The organism is Brachybacterium ginsengisoli (assembly GCF_002407065.1).
Classification (GTDB): domain Bacteria; phylum Actinomycetota; class Actinomycetes; order Actinomycetales; family Dermabacteraceae; genus Brachybacterium; species Brachybacterium ginsengisoli.
The window spans coordinates 858,626-875,479 of sequence record NZ_CP023564.1; the positions used below are offsets into that span (position 1 = coordinate 858,626).

14 protein-coding genes are annotated in these 16,854 nt (G+C 73.6%); 9 read left to right on the plus strand and 5 right to left on the minus strand.

Features of this window, described 5'->3' with window-relative positions:
- Positions 1-95: 95 nt before the first annotated feature.
- Positions 96-1,736, plus strand: a complete 1,641-nt coding sequence (locus tag CFK41_RS03675; RefSeq protein WP_151904665.1) for a sensor histidine kinase — start codon at positions 96-98, stop codon at positions 1,734-1,736.
- Positions 1,737-1,747: 11 nt separating this feature from the next.
- Here CFK41_RS03675 and CFK41_RS03680 read toward each other — a convergent pair whose 3' ends face one another.
- From CFK41_RS03680 to CFK41_RS03690, 3 genes are read right to left on the minus strand one after another with little or no spacing between them, the layout of a single operon-like run.
- Positions 1,748-3,208: a glycosyltransferase family 2 protein gene (locus CFK41_RS03680; protein ID WP_227873194.1), complete on the minus strand. Its 1,461-nt coding sequence runs from the start codon at positions 3,206-3,208 to the stop codon at positions 1,748-1,750.
- 2 nt (positions 3,209-3,210) lie between these two features.
- Positions 3,211-4,191, minus strand: coding sequence for a HEAT repeat domain-containing protein (locus CFK41_RS03685; protein ID WP_096798457.1), 981 nt, complete (start codon positions 4,189-4,191; stop codon positions 3,211-3,213).
- Positions 4,188-4,553: a response regulator transcription factor gene (locus CFK41_RS03690; RefSeq protein ID WP_096798458.1), complete on the minus strand. Its 366-nt coding sequence runs from the start codon at positions 4,551-4,553 to the stop codon at positions 4,188-4,190. Before CFK41_RS03690 ends, CFK41_RS03685 begins: the two co-directional genes overlap by 4 nt.
- Before the next feature lie 66 nt (positions 4,554-4,619).
- Here CFK41_RS03690 and CFK41_RS03695 point away from each other — a divergent pair, with 66 nt between their 5' ends.
- The 8 genes from CFK41_RS03695 (at position 4,620) to CFK41_RS03730 (ending at position 14,048) form a co-directional block, all read left to right on the plus strand.
- Positions 4,620-6,095 (plus strand): glycoside hydrolase family 3 N-terminal domain-containing protein, encoded by a 1,476-nt coding sequence (locus tag CFK41_RS03695; RefSeq protein ID WP_096798459.1) that lies wholly within the window; start codon positions 4,620-4,622, stop codon positions 6,093-6,095.
- 17 nt (positions 6,096-6,112) lie between these two features.
- Complete coding sequence (locus CFK41_RS03700) at positions 6,113-7,411, plus strand: anhydro-N-acetylmuramic acid kinase (RefSeq protein ID WP_407641138.1); 1,299 nt, start codon at positions 6,113-6,115, stop codon at positions 7,409-7,411.
- A 63-nt stretch (positions 7,412-7,474) separates the two neighbouring features.
- Entirely contained in the window at positions 7,475-8,587 is a 1,113-nt protein-coding gene (locus tag CFK41_RS03705; RefSeq protein WP_096798461.1) for a thiamine pyrophosphate-dependent enzyme, read from the plus strand.
- Entirely contained in the window at positions 8,584-9,573 is a 990-nt protein-coding gene (locus tag CFK41_RS03710) for an alpha-ketoacid dehydrogenase subunit beta (protein ID WP_096798462.1), read from the plus strand. The genes CFK41_RS03705 and CFK41_RS03710 overlap by 4 nt, the downstream gene beginning before the upstream one ends.
- Positions 9,574-9,606: 33 nt before the next feature.
- On the plus strand, positions 9,607-11,133 hold the full coding sequence (locus tag CFK41_RS03715) for a dihydrolipoamide acetyltransferase family protein (RefSeq protein ID WP_096798463.1): 1,527 nt from the start codon (positions 9,607-9,609) through the stop codon (positions 11,131-11,133).
- A 55-nt stretch (positions 11,134-11,188) separates the two neighbouring features.
- On the plus strand, positions 11,189-11,764 hold the full coding sequence (locus CFK41_RS03720; protein WP_227873195.1) for a fluoride efflux transporter FluC: 576 nt from the start codon (positions 11,189-11,191) through the stop codon (positions 11,762-11,764).
- The gene (locus CFK41_RS03725) at positions 11,761-12,174 is read left to right on the plus strand and encodes a fluoride efflux transporter FluC (RefSeq protein WP_096798464.1); all 414 of its coding nucleotides are present in this window, start codon (positions 11,761-11,763) and stop codon (positions 12,172-12,174) included. Before CFK41_RS03720 ends, CFK41_RS03725 begins: the two co-directional genes overlap by 4 nt.
- Positions 12,171-14,048, plus strand: a complete 1,878-nt coding sequence (locus tag CFK41_RS03730) for a CopD family protein (protein ID WP_096798465.1) — start codon at positions 12,171-12,173, stop codon at positions 14,046-14,048. Before CFK41_RS03725 ends, CFK41_RS03730 begins: the two co-directional genes overlap by 4 nt.
- Before the next feature lie 132 nt (positions 14,049-14,180).
- On the opposite strand, the gene CFK41_RS03735 is transcribed toward CFK41_RS03730, so the two are convergent.
- Positions 14,181-15,602, minus strand: coding sequence for a flavin-containing monooxygenase (locus CFK41_RS03735; protein WP_096798466.1), 1,422 nt, complete (start codon positions 15,600-15,602; stop codon positions 14,181-14,183).
- A gap of 148 nt (positions 15,603-15,750) precedes the next feature.
- Complete coding sequence (locus CFK41_RS03740; protein ID WP_227873196.1) at positions 15,751-16,797, minus strand: N-acetylglucosamine kinase; 1,047 nt, start codon at positions 16,795-16,797, stop codon at positions 15,751-15,753.
- Between the last annotated feature and the right edge of the window lie 57 nt (positions 16,798-16,854).

The following is a 16,854-nucleotide window of genomic DNA, read 5'->3' on the forward strand; positions in this document are numbered from 1 at the left end:
TCCCGCAGGCAGCACCGGCGGCCGACGGGCCGGACGGAGTCCTCCTCCCGGCCCGTCGGCCGTGGGCGGGCTCCTCGGACACCTAGAGTGCAGTGGTGAACCTCCACCTCCTCACACTGCGCGTGCGCGGACTCCTTCGGACGTCGAGGGACTCACTCGACGAGCCGGTCGGTCCCGTCTCGGCGCTCGCCCATCAGCTCGCTCTGTCCACCTGCATGGTTCTGGGCATCGTGGTCGTCGACGACCAGGGGCTCGGGATCCCCTGGCTGTACTGGACGGGCCAGACCGTGGTCCACCTGCTCACCCTCGCCCTGGTCCTCGCCCTGCTCTCCTCGCGGACCGGTCGCGTATCGCGGCGCTGGACCGGGCACCTCATGGTGGTCCTTCCCTTCGTCGATCTGCTGGTCCTCGCGGTGTGCCGGTGGTCCGTGGTCAACGCCGGAGGGTTCCAGGGCTTCCTGATGGCGGTCCCCATCGTCTGGCTGGCGGCGCGCTATCGCTTTCGCGGCGTGACGATCGGCGTCGCGTTCGGCGTCTGCTCGATGGTGCTGGGTCTGCTCATCTCGCCGGAGTGGGCGGCGATCGACCTGATCTCCCGGGGTCTGGCCACGACGGTCCTGACCGGAGCAGTGGCGCTCGTGGTGGCCGGTGCTGTGGCCCGACTCGAGGAGCAGAGGCGTCGGTTGCAGACCGTCAGTGCGGCGCTCGGTGTGGTCTCCCTGGTCCTCGGCGAGGAGGGGGAGCTGGTGGAGGTCGATGGTCGCCTCGGCGGGATCGCGAGCGGACGGGCGATCCCCGAGCTGCTCAGGGACCCGGTCTTCGCCGACAACGGGCGCACACCGCTCCCGCCGGCGCGGAACCCCCTGGCCCGCGCGGCGGGCGGGGCCGAGCTCGACGGCGCGGCCGTCTGGGTGGACCTGGAGGACGGGCGCCGGATCGCTCTGTCGGTGAGCTCCACCCGACTCGACGAGGCGCGGATGCTCGTGGTCGTCCACGACGTGACCGCTTCCCTCGCCGCCGTGCTGCAGGAGGAGCAGTTCCTGGCGAACGTCTCGCACGAGCTGAAGACTCCGCTCACCTCGATCTCGGGATACATCGAGCTCGTCGAGGACGAGATCGCCGAGGAGGGCGGCGGCGATACGGAGACGATCCGCGCGCATCTGCACGTGGTCGGCCGCAATGTCGTCAGGCTCCAGCAGCTGATCCTCGGGCTGCTGGAGACTGCTCGCACCGTGAGCGCCGACAGGGTCGGCTCCCGCACCGGTGCTCCGCGAGCGATCGCCCTCGACGAGCTGGTCGGGCAGCAGCTCGCCTCGATCCGTCCGCGGGCGGACTCCCGACGCCTGCGCTGGGCGGTCAGCGGCGTCGATCGCGAGGTCGAGCTGCTCAACGCGGATCCCGAGCGCCTGGGTCAGGCCCTCGACAACATCCTGTCCAACGCGGTGAAGTACGCGCACGAGGGGGGTCTGATCACGGTGCGACTCGGCGTGGAGGGGCAGGCCGCCCGGCTCCACGTCGCCGACGAGGGCATCGGCATCGACCAGGAGGATCTGCAGAAGCTGTTCACGCCCTACTTCCGTGCCCGCACGGCGACCGAATCAGGGGTCGCCGGGTACGGACTGGGCCTGATGATCACCCGCCGGATCGTCCGTGCTCACGGCGGGGAACTCACCATCTCCTCACGGGTCGGCAGGGGGACTCGCGTCGAGATGGTCATCCCTCTGGTCCGGACCTGAGAGACCGGTCCTCAAGATCCTGTGAAGCCCGTGCGGGTCATCTCGCCCCACACGGCCTTGCGGCCGCGGAGGGCCTGCCACCAGCCCTGGATCCGCCACACGGCGGTGAGCTGTCTGTATCCGAGGTTCTCGAGGAAGGCGCAGCTGATCATGATCACGAGGTCTCGGGCGGTCGATCGACGTCGGCGGGAGGACTCCTCCAGCAGAATCGACAGCACGGTCACGAGGATCCCGCATCCGAGGGCGATCCCCAGCAGCGCGAGGGCCATCCCGGCATCCACTGCCCCGGTGACCAGCGCGGCGACGATGAGCACCGTCCCCAGCAGCTCGAACAGCGGGGCGAACAGCTCGAACAGCCAGTAGTAGGGCAGGCCGATCATCCCGATCCTGCCGTAGCGGGGGTTCAGGAGCATGTCCCGGTGCATCCACAGCACCTCCCACAGCCCTCGGTGCCAGCGAACCCGCTGTCGGCGCAGGACGGGCAGGTTGTCGGGCACCTCGGTCCAGCAGGTCGGGTCCGAGGCGAAGACCATTCGATAGGCGCGGCCACGGCGCCGGCACCAGCGGTGGACCTTGAGCGTGAGCTCGAAGTCCTCGCCGATGGTGTCCGGATCGAAGGCACCGACCGTCAGCAGGACATCCCGCCGGTAGACCCCGAAGGCTCCCGAGATGAGCAGCAGCGTGCGCAGACGCGACCACCCGGCGCGGCCCAGGCTGAACGCCCGCAGATACTCGACGACCTGGAAGCGGGCGAGCCACCCCCGAGGCATTCCCTCCTCCGTGACGCGGCCGGCGACCACCCGGCTCCCGTTCACGGCGCGGATGTTCCCGCCGACGGCCACCACCCGCAGGGGATCGTCGAGGAAGGGCTGCACGGCGAGCAGCAGCGCGTCGGGGTCCATGATCGAGTCCGCGTCGAAGATGACCACCAGGTCCTTCGCCGCTAGGCCGATGCCGGCATTGGTGGCATCGGACCGGCCGGAGTTCTCCGAGTCCACCACGATCAGCGGCGTGCCGGGATCCTTCGCCTCGTACACCTGACGGATCCGGCCGCGGAGATCGACCTGCGGCCCCGGGTCCACTCTGCGCGTGCTGGGGACCAGGTCGAACGCTGTCCTCAGCACCTCCAGCGTGTCGTCGGTGGAGCCGTCGTTGACCACGACGACCTCGTGATCGGGGTAGTCCAGCGCCAGGGAGGAGCGCACGGAGTCCGTGATGACGGCGGCTTCGTTGTACGCGGGCATCACGACCGTGAGCCCGAGGGAGACGGGGGCAGTCGCCGACTCGGCGAGATCGAGCACGGAGCGGCGCGAGGCCGAGCGGCGGATGTCGACGAATCCCAGCAGCACCAGGACCGCGTAGGTCAGGTTGAGGGCGACGAAGTACAGCAGGGTCGGCCACGCGGTCCACACCAGCACCATGCGCACGATGTCGTGGGCGGCGGTGCCCGTGAGGTCGAAGAGGTCGAGCATGGTCAGCGGCTCCCGGCAGGTCGATCGGACGGCGGCAGCAGAGGGGTCAGGAGCGCGTCACCGCGACGAGCCACCTCGGTGATCGCAGACGCCGTGACGTCCCGCGGAAGCGCGAGGAGGGCCAGGAGGCAATGGGTGCGCACCGGGCCCCACGGGGATCGGGTGCCCTCGAGAAGGGCCGGGATCGACGAGGCGCGGCCCACCCGCGCCAGGGCGTGCGCGGCGGCGAACTGCACCGACGGGGTGGGGTCACGGCGGAGCAGCAGGGCGAGCCGATCGGCATCGGACGCGCTGGTCAGCTCTCCGAGCGTCTGGGCGCACGCGGCGCGGACCTGGGCGAGCGGGTCGTCCAGCCCGGCGCGGATCGCTCCGAGCGCCGCGGAGGATGCGGTCCCCTGGCCGATCAGCGAGGTGGTGACCACCAACGAGGGGACCTCGCCGCGACCGCGCAGCTGATCGAGCACGGTGACGACCGCACGGGCGGACGGGTACGAGGCGGCGGCGCGCACCGCCACGGTCCGTACGACGGGCGAGCGATCGGAGGTCGCGGCGAGCACCAGATCCTCATCCATCGGCAGCGCGAGCTGTCCCAGCCGGCGGATCGCCGAGGCCCGCGTCATCGAGCGTCGCGCGCCGGCCAGTCGCCTCAGCCGCGTCGGGTGCCCGCGCTCGACGAGCAGTGCGGCGACGCGCCCGCGCGCCTCGCCGCGCAGGGTCTCGAGCACCGCGAGCAGGCGCTCGTCCACCTGGTCGCCGAAGGGTCCGCGCGCCTCGCGGAGGGGCGTCATCAGCGCCGGGTCCTCGTCCTCCGTGAGAGCGAAGCGGATCACCAGGGGACGCGCCCTGGACGCGAGGTCCTCGCGCCGGCGCTCACGGGCTGCACGCACCGCGTGCACGATGCCGAGCGCGAAGAGCACGAGCGCGATGGCCGCCCACAGCGCCATCAGGGCCGTGAGCACGAGCCCGGGCTCGAGGGAGATCATCGGCGGGACAGCATCGAGGTGACGCGTGCGGCGAGCTCACGAGGCGAGAACGGCTTGGTCATGTAGTCATCGACACCGGCGGTGAACCCGTTCTCGAGATCTCGTTCCTGGCTCCGCGCCGTGAGCATGAGGACCTTCAGCGTCGACCCGCCGGCACGCAGGGCGCGGACGAGGTCCACCCCGGTCATCCCGGGCATCATGTGGTCCACCACCGCGAGATCCACGTCCGTGCGCGTGGCGAGGGTGTCGAGCGCCGCCTCCCCGGAGCCGACGGCCGTGACCTCGTGCCCGGAGGAGCGCAGCTTCAGGGAGACCAGCTCCACGATGTCGGGATCGTCGTCGACAACAAGAATGTTCGCCATCGTGACATCGTAGAGAAGTCGGACAGCGCGGCGCACCCCGGCCTCGCCGCCGTGCGATGCTGAAGCATGGATATCACCTCCTCGGGGACCCGGACCTGGGACGCCGACGCGCTCGGCGTGCTCATGGCCCCCTTCACCGGCACCGAGCTGCCGGACTGGATGCGCGAGGTGCTCGGCGCGGGCCTGGCCTCCGTGATCCTCTTCGGTCACAACACCCCGGATCTGCCGACGGCCGCGCGCCTGTCGCGCTCGGTCCACGCCTGCGCCGAGGACTGCGTGGTCGCGATCGACGAGGAGGGCGGGGACGTCACGCGACTCCAGGCGGGGGCCGGCTCGGCGCTGCCCACCGCGTGGGCGCTCGCCGAGGTCGACGACATCGAGCTCACCCGTCATCTGGGCAGCGCGCTGGGCGGCCTGCTGGCCGCCTGCGACCTCGATCTGGACCTCGCACCGGTGCTGGACGTCTCCACCGATCCGGCGAACCCCGTGATCGGCACCCGCTCCTTCGGCGACGACCCCGACCGGGTCGCCGCCCACGCACGGGCCTTCGCCACCGGCCTGATCGAGGCAGGGCTGGGCACCTGTGCGAAGCACTTCCCCGGCCACGGCGCGACGGACACCGACTCCCACACGGCGCTGCCGCGGATCGGTCTCGACGCCCGCGAGTTCGAGCGCGACCACCTGGCGCCCTGGCGGATCGCGCCCTGGCTCGACAGCGTCATGACAGCCCATGTGCTCGTCCCCGCCCTCGGCGAGGGTCCCGCCTCGATCGCGCCCTGGGCGCGGCCGCTGCTGGACCGCGCCGTGGGCGGGCACTTCCAGGGCCTGGTCATCACCGACGCCCTGGACATGGCCGCCGTCGCCGCCGATCCGGGCTACGGCGAGGCGGCGGTGCGGGCGATCGAGGCGGGCGCGGACCTGCTGTGCCTGGGGACCTCGATGCGGAAGGACGACCAGCAGATGCTCCGCGAAGCGCATGACGCCCTGATCGACGCCGTCGACGCCGGGCGCCTGGATCGCGCGACCCTCCGCGACCGCGCCGAGCGGACCCGGGCCCGGCTGCGCACGTTGCGCACCCGTCGACGCTTCGTCCCCGCCCCGCCGCTGGAGGACGCCCTGGCCCGCGCCGAGCAGCTCGGGGCCGAGGCCGCGGGTCGCGCGGTCCGCGCCCGCCACGCCGCCCTCGACCTGCGGCCCGCCACCGTGGTCGACCTGAGGTTCCGAGCCCAGCACGCGTCCGGCTCCCGCGCCCAGCAGCTCGTGGCCGCGCTGCAGGAGCAGGGCATCTCCGCTGCGGAGCCGGACTACCCCGACCAGGTGGACGACGCCGCCCAGCTGCTCGCCCTCACCCGGCTGCCGCGCAGCGACCCCGAGGAGGGTGCGCGCCTGGCCGCGCTGCTCGCGCGCCGTCCCGACACGATCGTGGTCCACACCGGGGTGCCCGCCGCAGCCCCGGACCACCGCCGGCTGGTGCTCGCCCACGGCGCGGGGCGCACCATGATGCGTGCCGCGGCCGCGCTGCTGCGGCGAGTGGAGGGGTGATGCGGATCCTCGGGATGATGTCCGGCACCAGCCTCGACGGGATCGACGTGGTGCTCGCGGACTTCGACCGGGACCCGGAGGATGCCTCGACGCTGCGGGCCCGGCTGCTCCACGTCGGCGAGGAGTCCTGGCCGGGCGGCACCCGGGACGCGCTGCGGGCCGTGCTGCCGCCCGCCCCCGCCGACATCGCCACCTGGAACCGCCTGCACGCCGCCGCCGGCGCCGCCTTCGCGGACGCCGCCGCCCGGGCGCTCGCCCGCCATGGCGGCGCCGACCTCGTCGCCACCCACGGCCAGACCCTCCATCACGACGTCGACGCGGACGGCCGGGTGAGCGGCACGCTGCAGATCGGCGACGCCTCCCGGATCGCGGAGGCCACCTCCACCCCGGTGCTCTTCGACCTGCGCGCCGCGGACGTCGCCGCCGGCGGCCAGGGCGCTCCGCTGGCCCCGATCCTGGACCAGCTGCTGCTGGGCGGCGGGACCGGACGCACCGCGGTGCTGAACATCGGCGGCATCTCGAACGTGACCGTCGTGGGGGAGGGGGAGGTGGTCGCCGGCGACCTCGGCCCGGGCAACGCCCTGCTGGACGCCGCCGTGCACGCCGCGACCGGCGCCCCCGCCGACCTGGACGCGGCGCTCGCCCGGCAGGGCCGGGTCGACCCCGCCGCCCTCGAGACGCTTCTGGGCGAGCCCTTCTACGCCCGGCCCCTGCCGCGCTCCACCGGGCGGGAGCACTTCGACGCCGAGCACGTGCACCGCCTGCTCGGCCCCGAGATGCTCGCGGCGATGACCCTGCCCGACCTGCTGGCGACCCTGGTCGAGCTGACCGCGGTGACGATCGCCCGCGGCATCGCCCCGCTCGGCGTCTCCCGCGTGGTCGCCTCCGGCGGAGGGATCCGCAACCCGCTGCTGCGGGAGCGCCTGGCCGCGCACCTCGACCCGGTGCCGCTCCTGGACGCCGACGAGCTGGGCATCCCCGCCGACGGCAAGGAGGCCCTGCTCATCGCCCTGCTCGGCTACCTCGGCGCCCACGGCCTGCCCGGCACCATCGCGCGCGCCGACGGCACCGCGCACACCGGAGCGCGCCGAGCCGCGGTGCTCGGTGCGCTGGCCCCGCCGCACGCCCTGCGCGACCTGCCCGTCGAGGCGGCGGACCGCGTTCCCGTCGGCCGCCTGGTGCTGGACGTCCCACCGGCCGACGGCCCGTCGACGGAGGGCGACACTGTGATCGAGGGGAGGATCTCCTTCGACAGGCGCGACACGCCAGGTCGCAGGCCTGGGACGGGGCGCTCCGTGACACCTACGGCACCGTAGGTTACGCTTCCCGGCGTGAGCGTCTTCCGATCCACGATCCCTGATGTCGCGGCCGAGGAGCCGATGGTCCAGCTCCTCGCGGCCGACGGCACCCGCACCCCGCACGAGCAGCTCGACGCCGTGCTCGAGGAGAGCGGACTGGCCACCCCCGAGCGCCTGCGCGGCTACTACCGCGACATGGTGATGATCCGCGCCGCGGACCTCGAGGCCACCAGTCTGCAGAGGCAGGGCCAGCTGGGCCTGTGGGCCAGCGCGCTGGGTCAGGAGGCCGCGCAGATCGGTGCCGGCCACGCCTCCCGCGTGCAGGACTACCTGGTGCCCACCTACCGCGAGCACGGGGTGGCCTGGGCGCGCGGCATCGAGCCCTGGCGCCTGCTGGAGCTCTTCCGCGGCGTCAGCCACGGCGGCTGGGACCCCAACGAGCTGCGCACCCACCCGTACATGCTCGTCCTCGGCTCGCAGGCCCCGCACGCGGTGGGCTACGCGATGGGCCTGCAGCGCGACGGCGTGGTGGGCACCGGCGACCCGGAGACGGACACCGCCGTGCTGACCCTGTTCGGGGACGGCGCCTCCTCCGAGGGCGAAGTCTCCGAGTCCTTCACCTTCGCGGCCTCCTTCCAGGCCCCGGTCGTCTTCTACACCCAGAACAACCAGTGGGCGATCTCGGTCCCGACCCAGGTGCAGTCCCGGGTGCCGCTGGCCCAGCGCTCCCGCGGCTGGGGCATCCCCTCCGTGCGGGTCGACGGCAACGACGTGCTGGCCGTGCTCGGCGCCGTGCGCACCGCCCTGGACTCGGCGCGCTCCGGGAACGGGCCGCTGTTCGTCGAGGCCCTGACCTATCGCATGGCTTCGCACACCACGAGCGACGACGCCTCCCGCTACCGGCCCGCCGCCGAGGAGGCGGAGTGGGCCGAGAAGGATCCGATCCTGCGCCTGCGCCGCCACCTCGAGCAGATCGACGAGATCGACGAGCAGCACGTGGCCCGCTGCGACGAGGAGGCCCACGACCTCGCCATGCAGCTGCACCACCACATCCACGGCATGGAGGATCCGGACCCCGTGCACATGTTCACCCACGCCTACGCCGAGCCCCATCCGGTCGTCGAGGCCGAGCGCGCGGAGTACCTCGAGTACGTCGCACAGTTCGAGGACGAGGACGAAGGGACCGACGCATGAGCGCCTCCTCCACCACCCTGCCGATCGCCAAGGCCATCACCGCCGGGCTGCGCGATGCGATGACCGCCGACGACCACGTCCTGCTGATGGGCGAGGACATCGGGGTGCTCGGCGGCGTCTTCCGCGTCACCGATGGGCTCCACGCCGAGTTCGGCTCCCAGCGGGTGGTGGACACCCCGCTGGCCGAGGCCGCCATCGTCGGCACTGCGCTGGGCCTCGCCGTGCGCGGCTATCGCCCCGTCGTCGAGATCCAGTTCGACGGCTTCGTCTTCCCGGCGTTCAACCAGATCACCACCCAGGTCGCGAAGATGCACAGCCGCACCAGCGGCGCCGTGAACCTGCCGATGGTCATCCGCATCCCGCACGGCGGCGGCATCGGCGCGGTCGAGCACCACTCGGAGAGCCCCGAGGCGCTGTTCGCGCACACCGCCGGGCTGCGGATCCTCGCCCCCGCCACCGCGCAGGACGCGTACTGGATGACCCGCCAGGCGATCGAGTCCGAGGACCCGGTGATCCTGCTCGAGCCCAAGCGCCGCTACTGGGTCAAGGGGGACGTGGATCCGGACCGACGGCCCGAGCTCTCGCCCTGGGAGGCGAAGATCGTGCGTCCCGGCACCGACGCGACCCTGCTGGCCTGGGGCCCGTCGATGCCGCTCGCGCTCGAGGCCGCTGAGGCCGCCGCGGCCGACGGGATCGAGCTCGAGGTCATCGACGCCCGCTCCCTGGCCCCGGTGGACTTCCCGACGATCGCCGAGTCCGTGCGCCGCACCGGCCGCCTGCTGATCGTCCACGAGGCGCCCGTGCTCGGCGGGCTCGGCGGCGAGATCGCCGCACGCATCTCCGAGCAGTGCTTCTACCACCTCGAGGCGCCCGTGCTCCGCGTGGGCGGGTACCACCTCCCGTACCCGCCGGCCCGCATGGAGCACGCCTACCTCCCCGACCTCGACCGGGTGCTCGACGGCGTGGACCGCCTGCTCGAGCACTGACGGACGCCTCCCCTGCGTGAAAGGATCACGACCATGACTGCAGCCTCCACCGGTCCGACCGGCTCGCCGATCGTCACCGTCCCGCTGAACGATCCCGGCGAGGGCCTCACCGAGGCCGAGATCCTCGACATCAAGGTGGCCGTCGGCGACCGGGTCGAGATCAACGCGCCGGTGGTCGAGGTCGAGACGGCCAAGAGCGCCGTCGAGCTGTCCACCCATGTGGCCGGCACCGTCGTCGCGGTCCTGGTCGAGGTGGGCGACGAGGTCGCCGTCGGCGCCGGGCTGATCCAGATCGACACCTCCGACGGCGCGGCCTCCGCCGCGGAGCCGGCCCCCGCCGGCTCGCAGGAGGCACCGGCACCCGGGGCGGGTGCGGACGACGAGGTCGAGGCAGATCCGTCGGCCGAGGAGCTCGCCGAGCAGGTGCCGGCGCCCGCCGAGTCGGGCGCAGAGACTGTCGCCGAGCCCGCCGCCGAGCCCGCCGCCGAGCCCGCGAGCGAGGAGCCCAAGAACCTCGTCGGCTACGGCTCCCGCTCGGCCCCGCAGCGGCGCCGCCGTCGCCGTGCCGAGCAGGCGCAGTCCGTGGACGAGCAGCAGGTCCCGATCGATCGGATCCTCGCCAAGCCGCCGGTGCGCAAGCTCGCCCGCGATCTGGGCATCGCCCTGCACGACGTGCTCGCCACCGGTCCCGAGGGGACCGTCACGCGGCAGGACGTGCTCGCCGCCCAGCAGCGCGCCTTCGGAGGCGCCGACGGAGACGGCGACTTCTTCCCCGAGGAGTCCCCGCAGGCCCCCGAGGGCCTCGGCGGGGCGATGAAGTCCACCCGCGACCAGCCGTTCTCGGGCGTCACGACCGACGAGCGCACCACCCGGGTGCCGATCCGCTCGGTGCGCAAGCGCACCGCCGAGGCGATGGTGGCCTCGGCCTTCACCGCCCCGCACGTCACGGTCTTCAACGAGATCGACATGACCAACGCGGTGAGGATCGTCAGCACCCTGCGGGCCTCCCGCGAGTGGGCCGACGTGAAGGTCAGCCCCCTCGCGGTGATCGCGAAGGCGCTGCTGGTCGCGATCCGGCGCAACCCCGAGGTCAACGGCTCCTGGGACGAGGCCGCGCAGGAGATCGTCTACAAGCATTACGTGAACCTCGGCATCGCCGCGGCCACGCCCCGCGGCCTGATCGTCCCGAACCTCAAGGACGCGCACCTGATGACCCTGCGCGAGCTGGCCGAGGGCATCAGCGAGCTCGCCCGCACCGCCCGCGCCGGGCGCACCTCCCTGCGGGACACCCGCGACGGCACCATCACGGTCACCAACTACGGCGTCTTCGACATCGACTCGGGCACGCCGATCCTGAACCCGGGGGAGTCCGCGATCCTCGGCGTGGGTGCGATCAAGGAGAAGCCCTGGGTGGTCGACGGCCAGGTGGTCCCGCGCCAGGTCGCCACGCTCTCGCTGAGCTTCGACCACCGCCTCATCGACGGCGCCCTGGGCGCCGAGCTGCTGCGCGACGTGAGCGCCGTGCTGGAGGATCCGTCCCTCGGCCTCGTGTGGGGTTGAGCGGCATCCGCGCCGTGCTCAGCCGCTGCGCGGGGGCCCTCGGTACGCTGTGGCGGTGACCTCGAGCCCTTCTCCCGCGCCGCGCGGATCGCGCAGCACCGATCCGCGGATGCACACCGTCGAGATGGCGGCCCTGCGCATCGACGAGGTCACCGACTCCGAGACCCTCGACTCCGGACCGGTCCACGCCGATCTGGCCCCGTGGCGCACGGCGCTCCTGGTCGCGGCCGGGGGAGCGGTCGGGGCGATGCTCCGGTTCTCCCTGACGGTGATCGCCCCCGCCGTGACCACCCCGACCCTGGTCGAGCTCCCCTGGACGACCCTCTGGGTCAACCTCCTGGGCTGCCTGGGGCTCGGTCTGCTGAACGGGACCCTCGAGGTGCGATCTCCCCGTCCCTGGCTGACGCCGCTGCTCGGCACCGGCCTGTGCGGTGGGTTCACGACCTTCTCGACGGTGGTGCTCGAGGGGTCTGCGATGATCGGTGCCGACTTCCCGGTCCTCGCCATCACCTATGCGACCTCGACCGTGGTGCTGTGCCTGGGCGCCGTCGTGCTCGGTCTGCTCGGCGGGCGCCGCCTGGCGCAGCGGCAGCTCGACCACCGCCCCTCGGACCAGGAGGAGAGCGCATGAGCGCGGGAACCTTCCTGGCGGCCATGCTGCTGGTGGGAGTCGGCGGAGGCGCCGGCTCCGTGCTCCGCTGGGGGATCCGCACGCTCGGCCTGCGCCTCGTCGCGGCGCAGGGACGGGAGCACCTCCGCGAGGAGATCGGACCCTGGACGACAGTGCCGGCCAATGTGCTGGCCTGCTTCGTGCTGGGCGTCGTGGTCTCGCTCATCGGATCGTCCGGAGGAGGGGGCGAGCTGATGTACATGATGCTCGCCGCCGGCTTCTGCGGCGGTCTGTCCACCCTGTCCACCGCGGCGAGCGACGTCATTGAGCTCGTGCGCCGCCATACCTTCTCCCTCGCCCTGGCCTACCTGCTGCTGAGCGTCGGCGTGGGGATGGCCGCGCTGTGGCTGGGACTGGTGCTCGCCTCATGACGACGACCCTCCCGTCGCGGCCCCGACCCGCGACGATGCTGCTGCTCCTCGGCGCCCTCGCGGTGCTCGCGGTGCTCGCGGTGATCGCCGTGCTCGCCGCCGACGCGGCCGGCGGCGACAACCTCGTGCTGCTGGACGCCGGGGCGCTCGCCCGCCACGGCGCGCCGATCGCCTCGATGCTCGCCGACCTCGCCGGGGCGCTGACCCTCGGCGGTGCTGTCGTCGGCGGCTGGCTGCTGCGGGACCCGGCGGACCGCTCCCGCGTCCTGCTGGCCGTCGCGGTGGCGGCGGGGGCGACCACGCTGATGCGGGGCACCTCGCTCGCGTTCTCGTACGCGGTCGCGACCGGCCAGCCGGTGTCCTCACCGCGCTTCGGCTCCGACCTTCCGGTCTTCCTGGGCACCGAGCTCGGGGTCTGGCTCCTCACCGGGGTGGTCCTCGCGGCGGCGACGACGACGGTCGCGGTGCTCGGCACCTCGGTGGTCCTGGCCCGCATCGTGGCCGTGCTGGCCTCCACGGTGGCCTTCGCCGCGGCGATGACCGGTCATGCCGCCGGCGACGAGACCCACGAGGTGGGCACCTCGACGATGCTCATCCACCTCCTGGCGGTGGGGATCTGGCTGGGCGGACTGGCGGTGCTGCAGCTCCTGCCCGCCCGCGGCCGGGATCACGCCCCGGTGATCCGCGGCTACTCCCATCTGGCCCTGATCTGCTGGATCGCGCTCGCCCTGAGCGGGGTGTGGGCGCTCAGCGTCCGGATGAACGGCCCCGGCGACATCCTCACCAGCGCCTATGTCCAGCTGGGACTCGCCAAGGCCGTGCTGCTGCTGGTCCTGGGAGCGCTGGGTGCCCTGCAGCGCCGACAGATCGAGGTGGGCTTCGCGGCGTCCGCGTCCCGGGAGCCCGCGGCCCGAGAGCTCGCCGCGGCCGGGGAGCAGGCCCGCAGCACCTACCGCCGCCTCGCGATCCTCGAGCTCGCGCTGATGGGCCTCGCGGTCGCCCTGGCCGCCGCGATGAGCTCCTCGCCGCCACCGGCCGAGGCCGGGACCCCGCCCGGCGGGCCCGCCGGTGTGCTCACCGGGTACCCGCTGCCCGCCGCGCCGAAGCCGCTCACGGTGCTGGCCGCCTGGCGCCCGGACCCGTTCGGCATGGCCCTGGCCTGCGTGCTGGTGCTGCTGTGGTGGCGTCCGAGCGCGCCGCCCCGCTCCCGGTCGCAGAGCCTCGCCCTGGTGCTCGGCGCCGCGGCGACGGTCCTGATCACGAGCGGTCCGCTGAACGTCTACGGCAAGGTGCTGATCTCGGCGCACGTCCTCCAGCACCTGCTGCTGGTGGTGTGCGCGGGAGTGCTCCTCGGGGCGGCGATGACGATCCCGTCGTGGCTGCGCGCCGTCGTCGGGGGCCGCTGGTGGGCGGGGGCGCTGCTCGCCGCCGTCGGTCCGCTGCTGCTGATCACCGTCTACGTCTCCCCGCTGCTGCGCCTCGCGCTCGACGGCCATGCCGCGCACCTGGCCCTGCAGATGCTGGCCGTCGCGGCCGGTGCGCTGGCCGCCCTCGCCGGACGGATGATGGCCGAGCCCGCCTCCGAGCCCGCCTCCGAGCCCGCCTCGTCACGCGTCGCGGCGGGGCCGCGCTGGGCGCTCGCCGTGGTGATCTCTGTGCCGCTGCTGCTGGGTGTCGCAGCGGGCATCACCCTGCTGCTGACCGACTCCCTGATGGCCTCGAGCTGGTTCGGGGCCACGGGCCGCACCTGGTGGGCCGACGCCCTGGCGGATCAGCGCCGCGCCGGGATCGCCGTGCTGGCGGTGGTCCTGGCCACGGCCGTCGCGGTCGGCGCCCTGGTCTTCGCCCGTCGGCCGCGCGCCCAGCGGGGCTGACCGACAGCAGGGCTGACCGACAGCAGGGCTGGTCAGGCGCGGGGCCGACGAGCGGCGGGACCGGTCGGCCGCGCGACTGCGTGCGACCGACCATGAGCGGAGCGGGGCCGGCCGTCCGCCGGCCCCTCCGTCTCAGGCGAACAGCTCCCGCACCGAGCGCAGGCGCGCGAGCAGGGTGTCCCGGTCCACCTGCGGGACCAGGGCCTCGTCGGTTCCCGTCCCGGAGGTGCTGCGTGCGGTGACCTTCCGTGCCCCGAGCAGGCCCTCGACCCGGCCGCGCACGCCCGAGGCGGCGGGTGCGGGCGTGGTGGGGACCGCGTCCTCGCTGCCGGCGCGCAGGCGGCGGAACTGCTCGACGGCGGGGGAGGAGCCGTCCCGGGTGGCGGCGAGCATGTAGGCGGCGATGTCCGCCTGCTCGACGAGGATCGGCAGGATCCCGCCGGAGACGCGCTGCTGACCGAGGATCACCAGGTCGTCGCGGCCGCGGGCGAAGGCACCCAGGAAGAGGTCCGGCCGGCCCGAGGCGGTGCGGGGCACCAGGTCCTGGGGGAGGTGCGCGGCGCCGGTCTCGTACCCGGTGGCCAGCACGATCAGGTCGGGGACGAAGCGCACGTGCCCGGCATGGGAGCCGACGGCGAGATGCGTGACGGAGCCGTCGGCGTCCACGCCGGTGATCGCACCGGCCGGGGTGATCCGACCCTCGCGCACCCGGTCCAGCACGTCGTCGGAGACGATCACCGCATCTTCGAGCAGAGGAGCCGCCGGGGCCGGCAGGCCCGCGTCGGCCGGATGGCCCACGGTGCGGCGGATGACGGTCTCGGCGATCTTCGCGTTCAGGCCCCCGAGCAGGGACGGCTCACGGGAGGCGGCGACATCGCCCGGCATGCCGGCGATCCGGCGCGGCACCACCCAGTGCCCGGTGCGCATCGACCAGCGCACCTCGAGGGCGCGGCGGGAGGCGTCGACCGAGATGTCGGCGGCGGACTGCCCCGAGCCGACCACCAGCACCCGCTGTCCCTCGAGCCCATCGGCCCCGGTCCAGTCCCTGGCGTGGATCACGCGGACCGAGGAGGGGACCTCATCGGCCCAGTCGGGGCGGTGCGGGCGCTCGGAGATGCCATGGGCGGAGATCACCGCGCGATAGATCCCGACCTCGCCGGTGGACAGCTCGACCTCCCAGACGCCCTCGTCGAAGGGCCGGGCGGAGCGCACCGTGGTGCGGGGCCGGAAGTGCTCGGTGAGATCGTGGCGGGCCGCATAGGCGCGCAGGTACTTCGCCATCTGGGTGGGGGAGAGGTACTCCGGGAAGGAGACCGGCTGGACCAGGTCCTCGTACTGCGTGTACTCGCGGGAGGAGATCATCTCCAGCGTGGGCCACACGGGGGAGTCCTCGCGCTCCGGGTTCCAGATCCCGCCGACGTGCGGGGCGCGGTCCACCAGCTCGAAGGGGACGTCCAGCGCCTTCAGCGAGGCGGCGGCGGCGAGGCCGGCCGGGCCGGCACCGATGATCAGCACCTTCTCGCGGGTGGGGATCCGGTCGTGGAGATCGGGCATCGAGGGGAGCCTTCTTCCGAGTCGTGCGGCGCGCGGCACCCGGCACGATCCCGGGCGCCCGGCCCAGCGGCGGGCGGTCGCTGGCCATCCTAATCGTCGTGCCCGCCCCGGGACGCCCTTCGGGCGGGGGCGGGCGCGTGGGAGGCGCTCAGACGGTCGCGGGCCCGACGTGCTCGCGGGCCAGGAGCAGGGCGCCCGGCAGTCCGGTGGGGGCGGCGCGGAAGGACCTCCCCGCGGAGCCCAGGGCCTCCGCGAGCTCGTCCCTGATCGGTCCGTCGCCGGTGAGCACGGATCCGGCCAGCACCACGGGCAGCTCGGCGCCGGGATCCAGCGCCTCGACGGTGTCGAGCGCGTGGCCGATCGCCGTGTCCAGGATCGCGCGGGCCACGGGATCCCCGGGGATCCGCCCCGGCAGCGGGGCGAAGCGGCCCAGCGCTGCGGGGGCGCCGGCGGGGAGCTGCTCGTCGAGCGCCCGGATGAGGTCCTGGCGCACGTCCCCGGTGCTCGAGGGCGGCAGCAGCCCCTCCCGCAAGTCCAGGTCGAGCATCTCGCCCACCTCCTGCGTGAGCTCAGTGCGCGGACCGCGCCCGTCCAGATCGGCGGCGACGGCCTCGAGGGTGCGTCGGCCCAGCCAGACCGCGGAGCCGATGTCGCCCAGCAGCCAGCCCATGCCGTCCCGACGGGCCACGGCCTCCCGGTCGCGGAAGCGCACCGCGACCGCGCCGGTGCCCGCGAGCACCAGCAGGCCGTCGTCGCCCACGCCCCCCGCGAGGAAGGCCGTGAGCAGGTCATCGGTGATCAGGATGCGGTCCTCGGCGATGTCCAGGGCGGCGAGGCGCTCGACCATGGCGCGGCGCACCTCGCCGGCGCGGGCCGGACCAGCACCCGAGATCCCGAGGGCCACGGCGGCCACGTCGCCCCGCCCCTCGAGCACGGCACGGGCCTGCTCGAGCGCTGCGCGCATCGTGTCGACGAGCCGGTCGAGGGCATCGGCGCCCGAGGAGCGCAGGTTGGCACCCGGCCCCTGGACCTCGGCCACCACCGCTCCGTCGAGCGGGGCGACCACCAGGCGGGAGCTGGTCCCCCCGATGTCGCCGGCGATGACCAGGAGCGGCGACGCCCCCGCGCCGGCCGGTCCTCCCGGACCCGTCATGCCCCCGGTGCCCGCCGGTCCGGTGGCGGCTGCGTCGACCATGTGGTCCCTCCTCGTGGATGAGAACCTCATGGTAGGCCGCATGCAGGAGCGCAACCC

Coding starts and splice junctions, on each gene's coding strand:
- CFK41_RS03680 (WP_227873194.1), bottom strand. CDS start 3,208: ATGCTCGACCTCTTCGACCTCACGGGCACCGCCGCCCACGACATCGTG.
- CFK41_RS03685 (WP_096798457.1), bottom strand. CDS start 4,191: ATGATCTCCCTCGAGCCCGGGCTCGTGCTCACGGCCCTGATGGCGCTG.
- CFK41_RS03690 (WP_096798458.1), bottom strand. CDS start 4,553: ATGGCGAACATTCTTGTTGTCGACGACGATCCCGACATCGTGGAGCTG.
- CFK41_RS03695 (WP_096798459.1), top strand. CDS start 4,620: ATGGATATCACCTCCTCGGGGACCCGGACCTGGGACGCCGACGCGCTC.
- CFK41_RS03700 (WP_407641138.1), top strand. CDS start 6,113: ATGTCCGGCACCAGCCTCGACGGGATCGACGTGGTGCTCGCGGACTTC.
- CFK41_RS03705 (WP_096798461.1), top strand. CDS start 7,475: ATGGTCCAGCTCCTCGCGGCCGACGGCACCCGCACCCCGCACGAGCAG.
- CFK41_RS03710 (WP_096798462.1), top strand. CDS start 8,584: ATGAGCGCCTCCTCCACCACCCTGCCGATCGCCAAGGCCATCACCGCC.
- CFK41_RS03715 (WP_096798463.1), top strand. CDS start 9,607: ATGACTGCAGCCTCCACCGGTCCGACCGGCTCGCCGATCGTCACCGTC.
- CFK41_RS03725 (WP_096798464.1), top strand. CDS start 11,761: ATGAGCGCGGGAACCTTCCTGGCGGCCATGCTGCTGGTGGGAGTCGGC.
- CFK41_RS03730 (WP_096798465.1), top strand. CDS start 12,171: ATGACGACGACCCTCCCGTCGCGGCCCCGACCCGCGACGATGCTGCTG.
- CFK41_RS03735 (WP_096798466.1), bottom strand. CDS start 15,602: ATGCCCGATCTCCACGACCGGATCCCCACCCGCGAGAAGGTGCTGATC.
- CFK41_RS03740 (WP_227873196.1), bottom strand. CDS start 16,797: ATGGTCGACGCAGCCGCCACCGGACCGGCGGGCACCGGGGGCATGACG.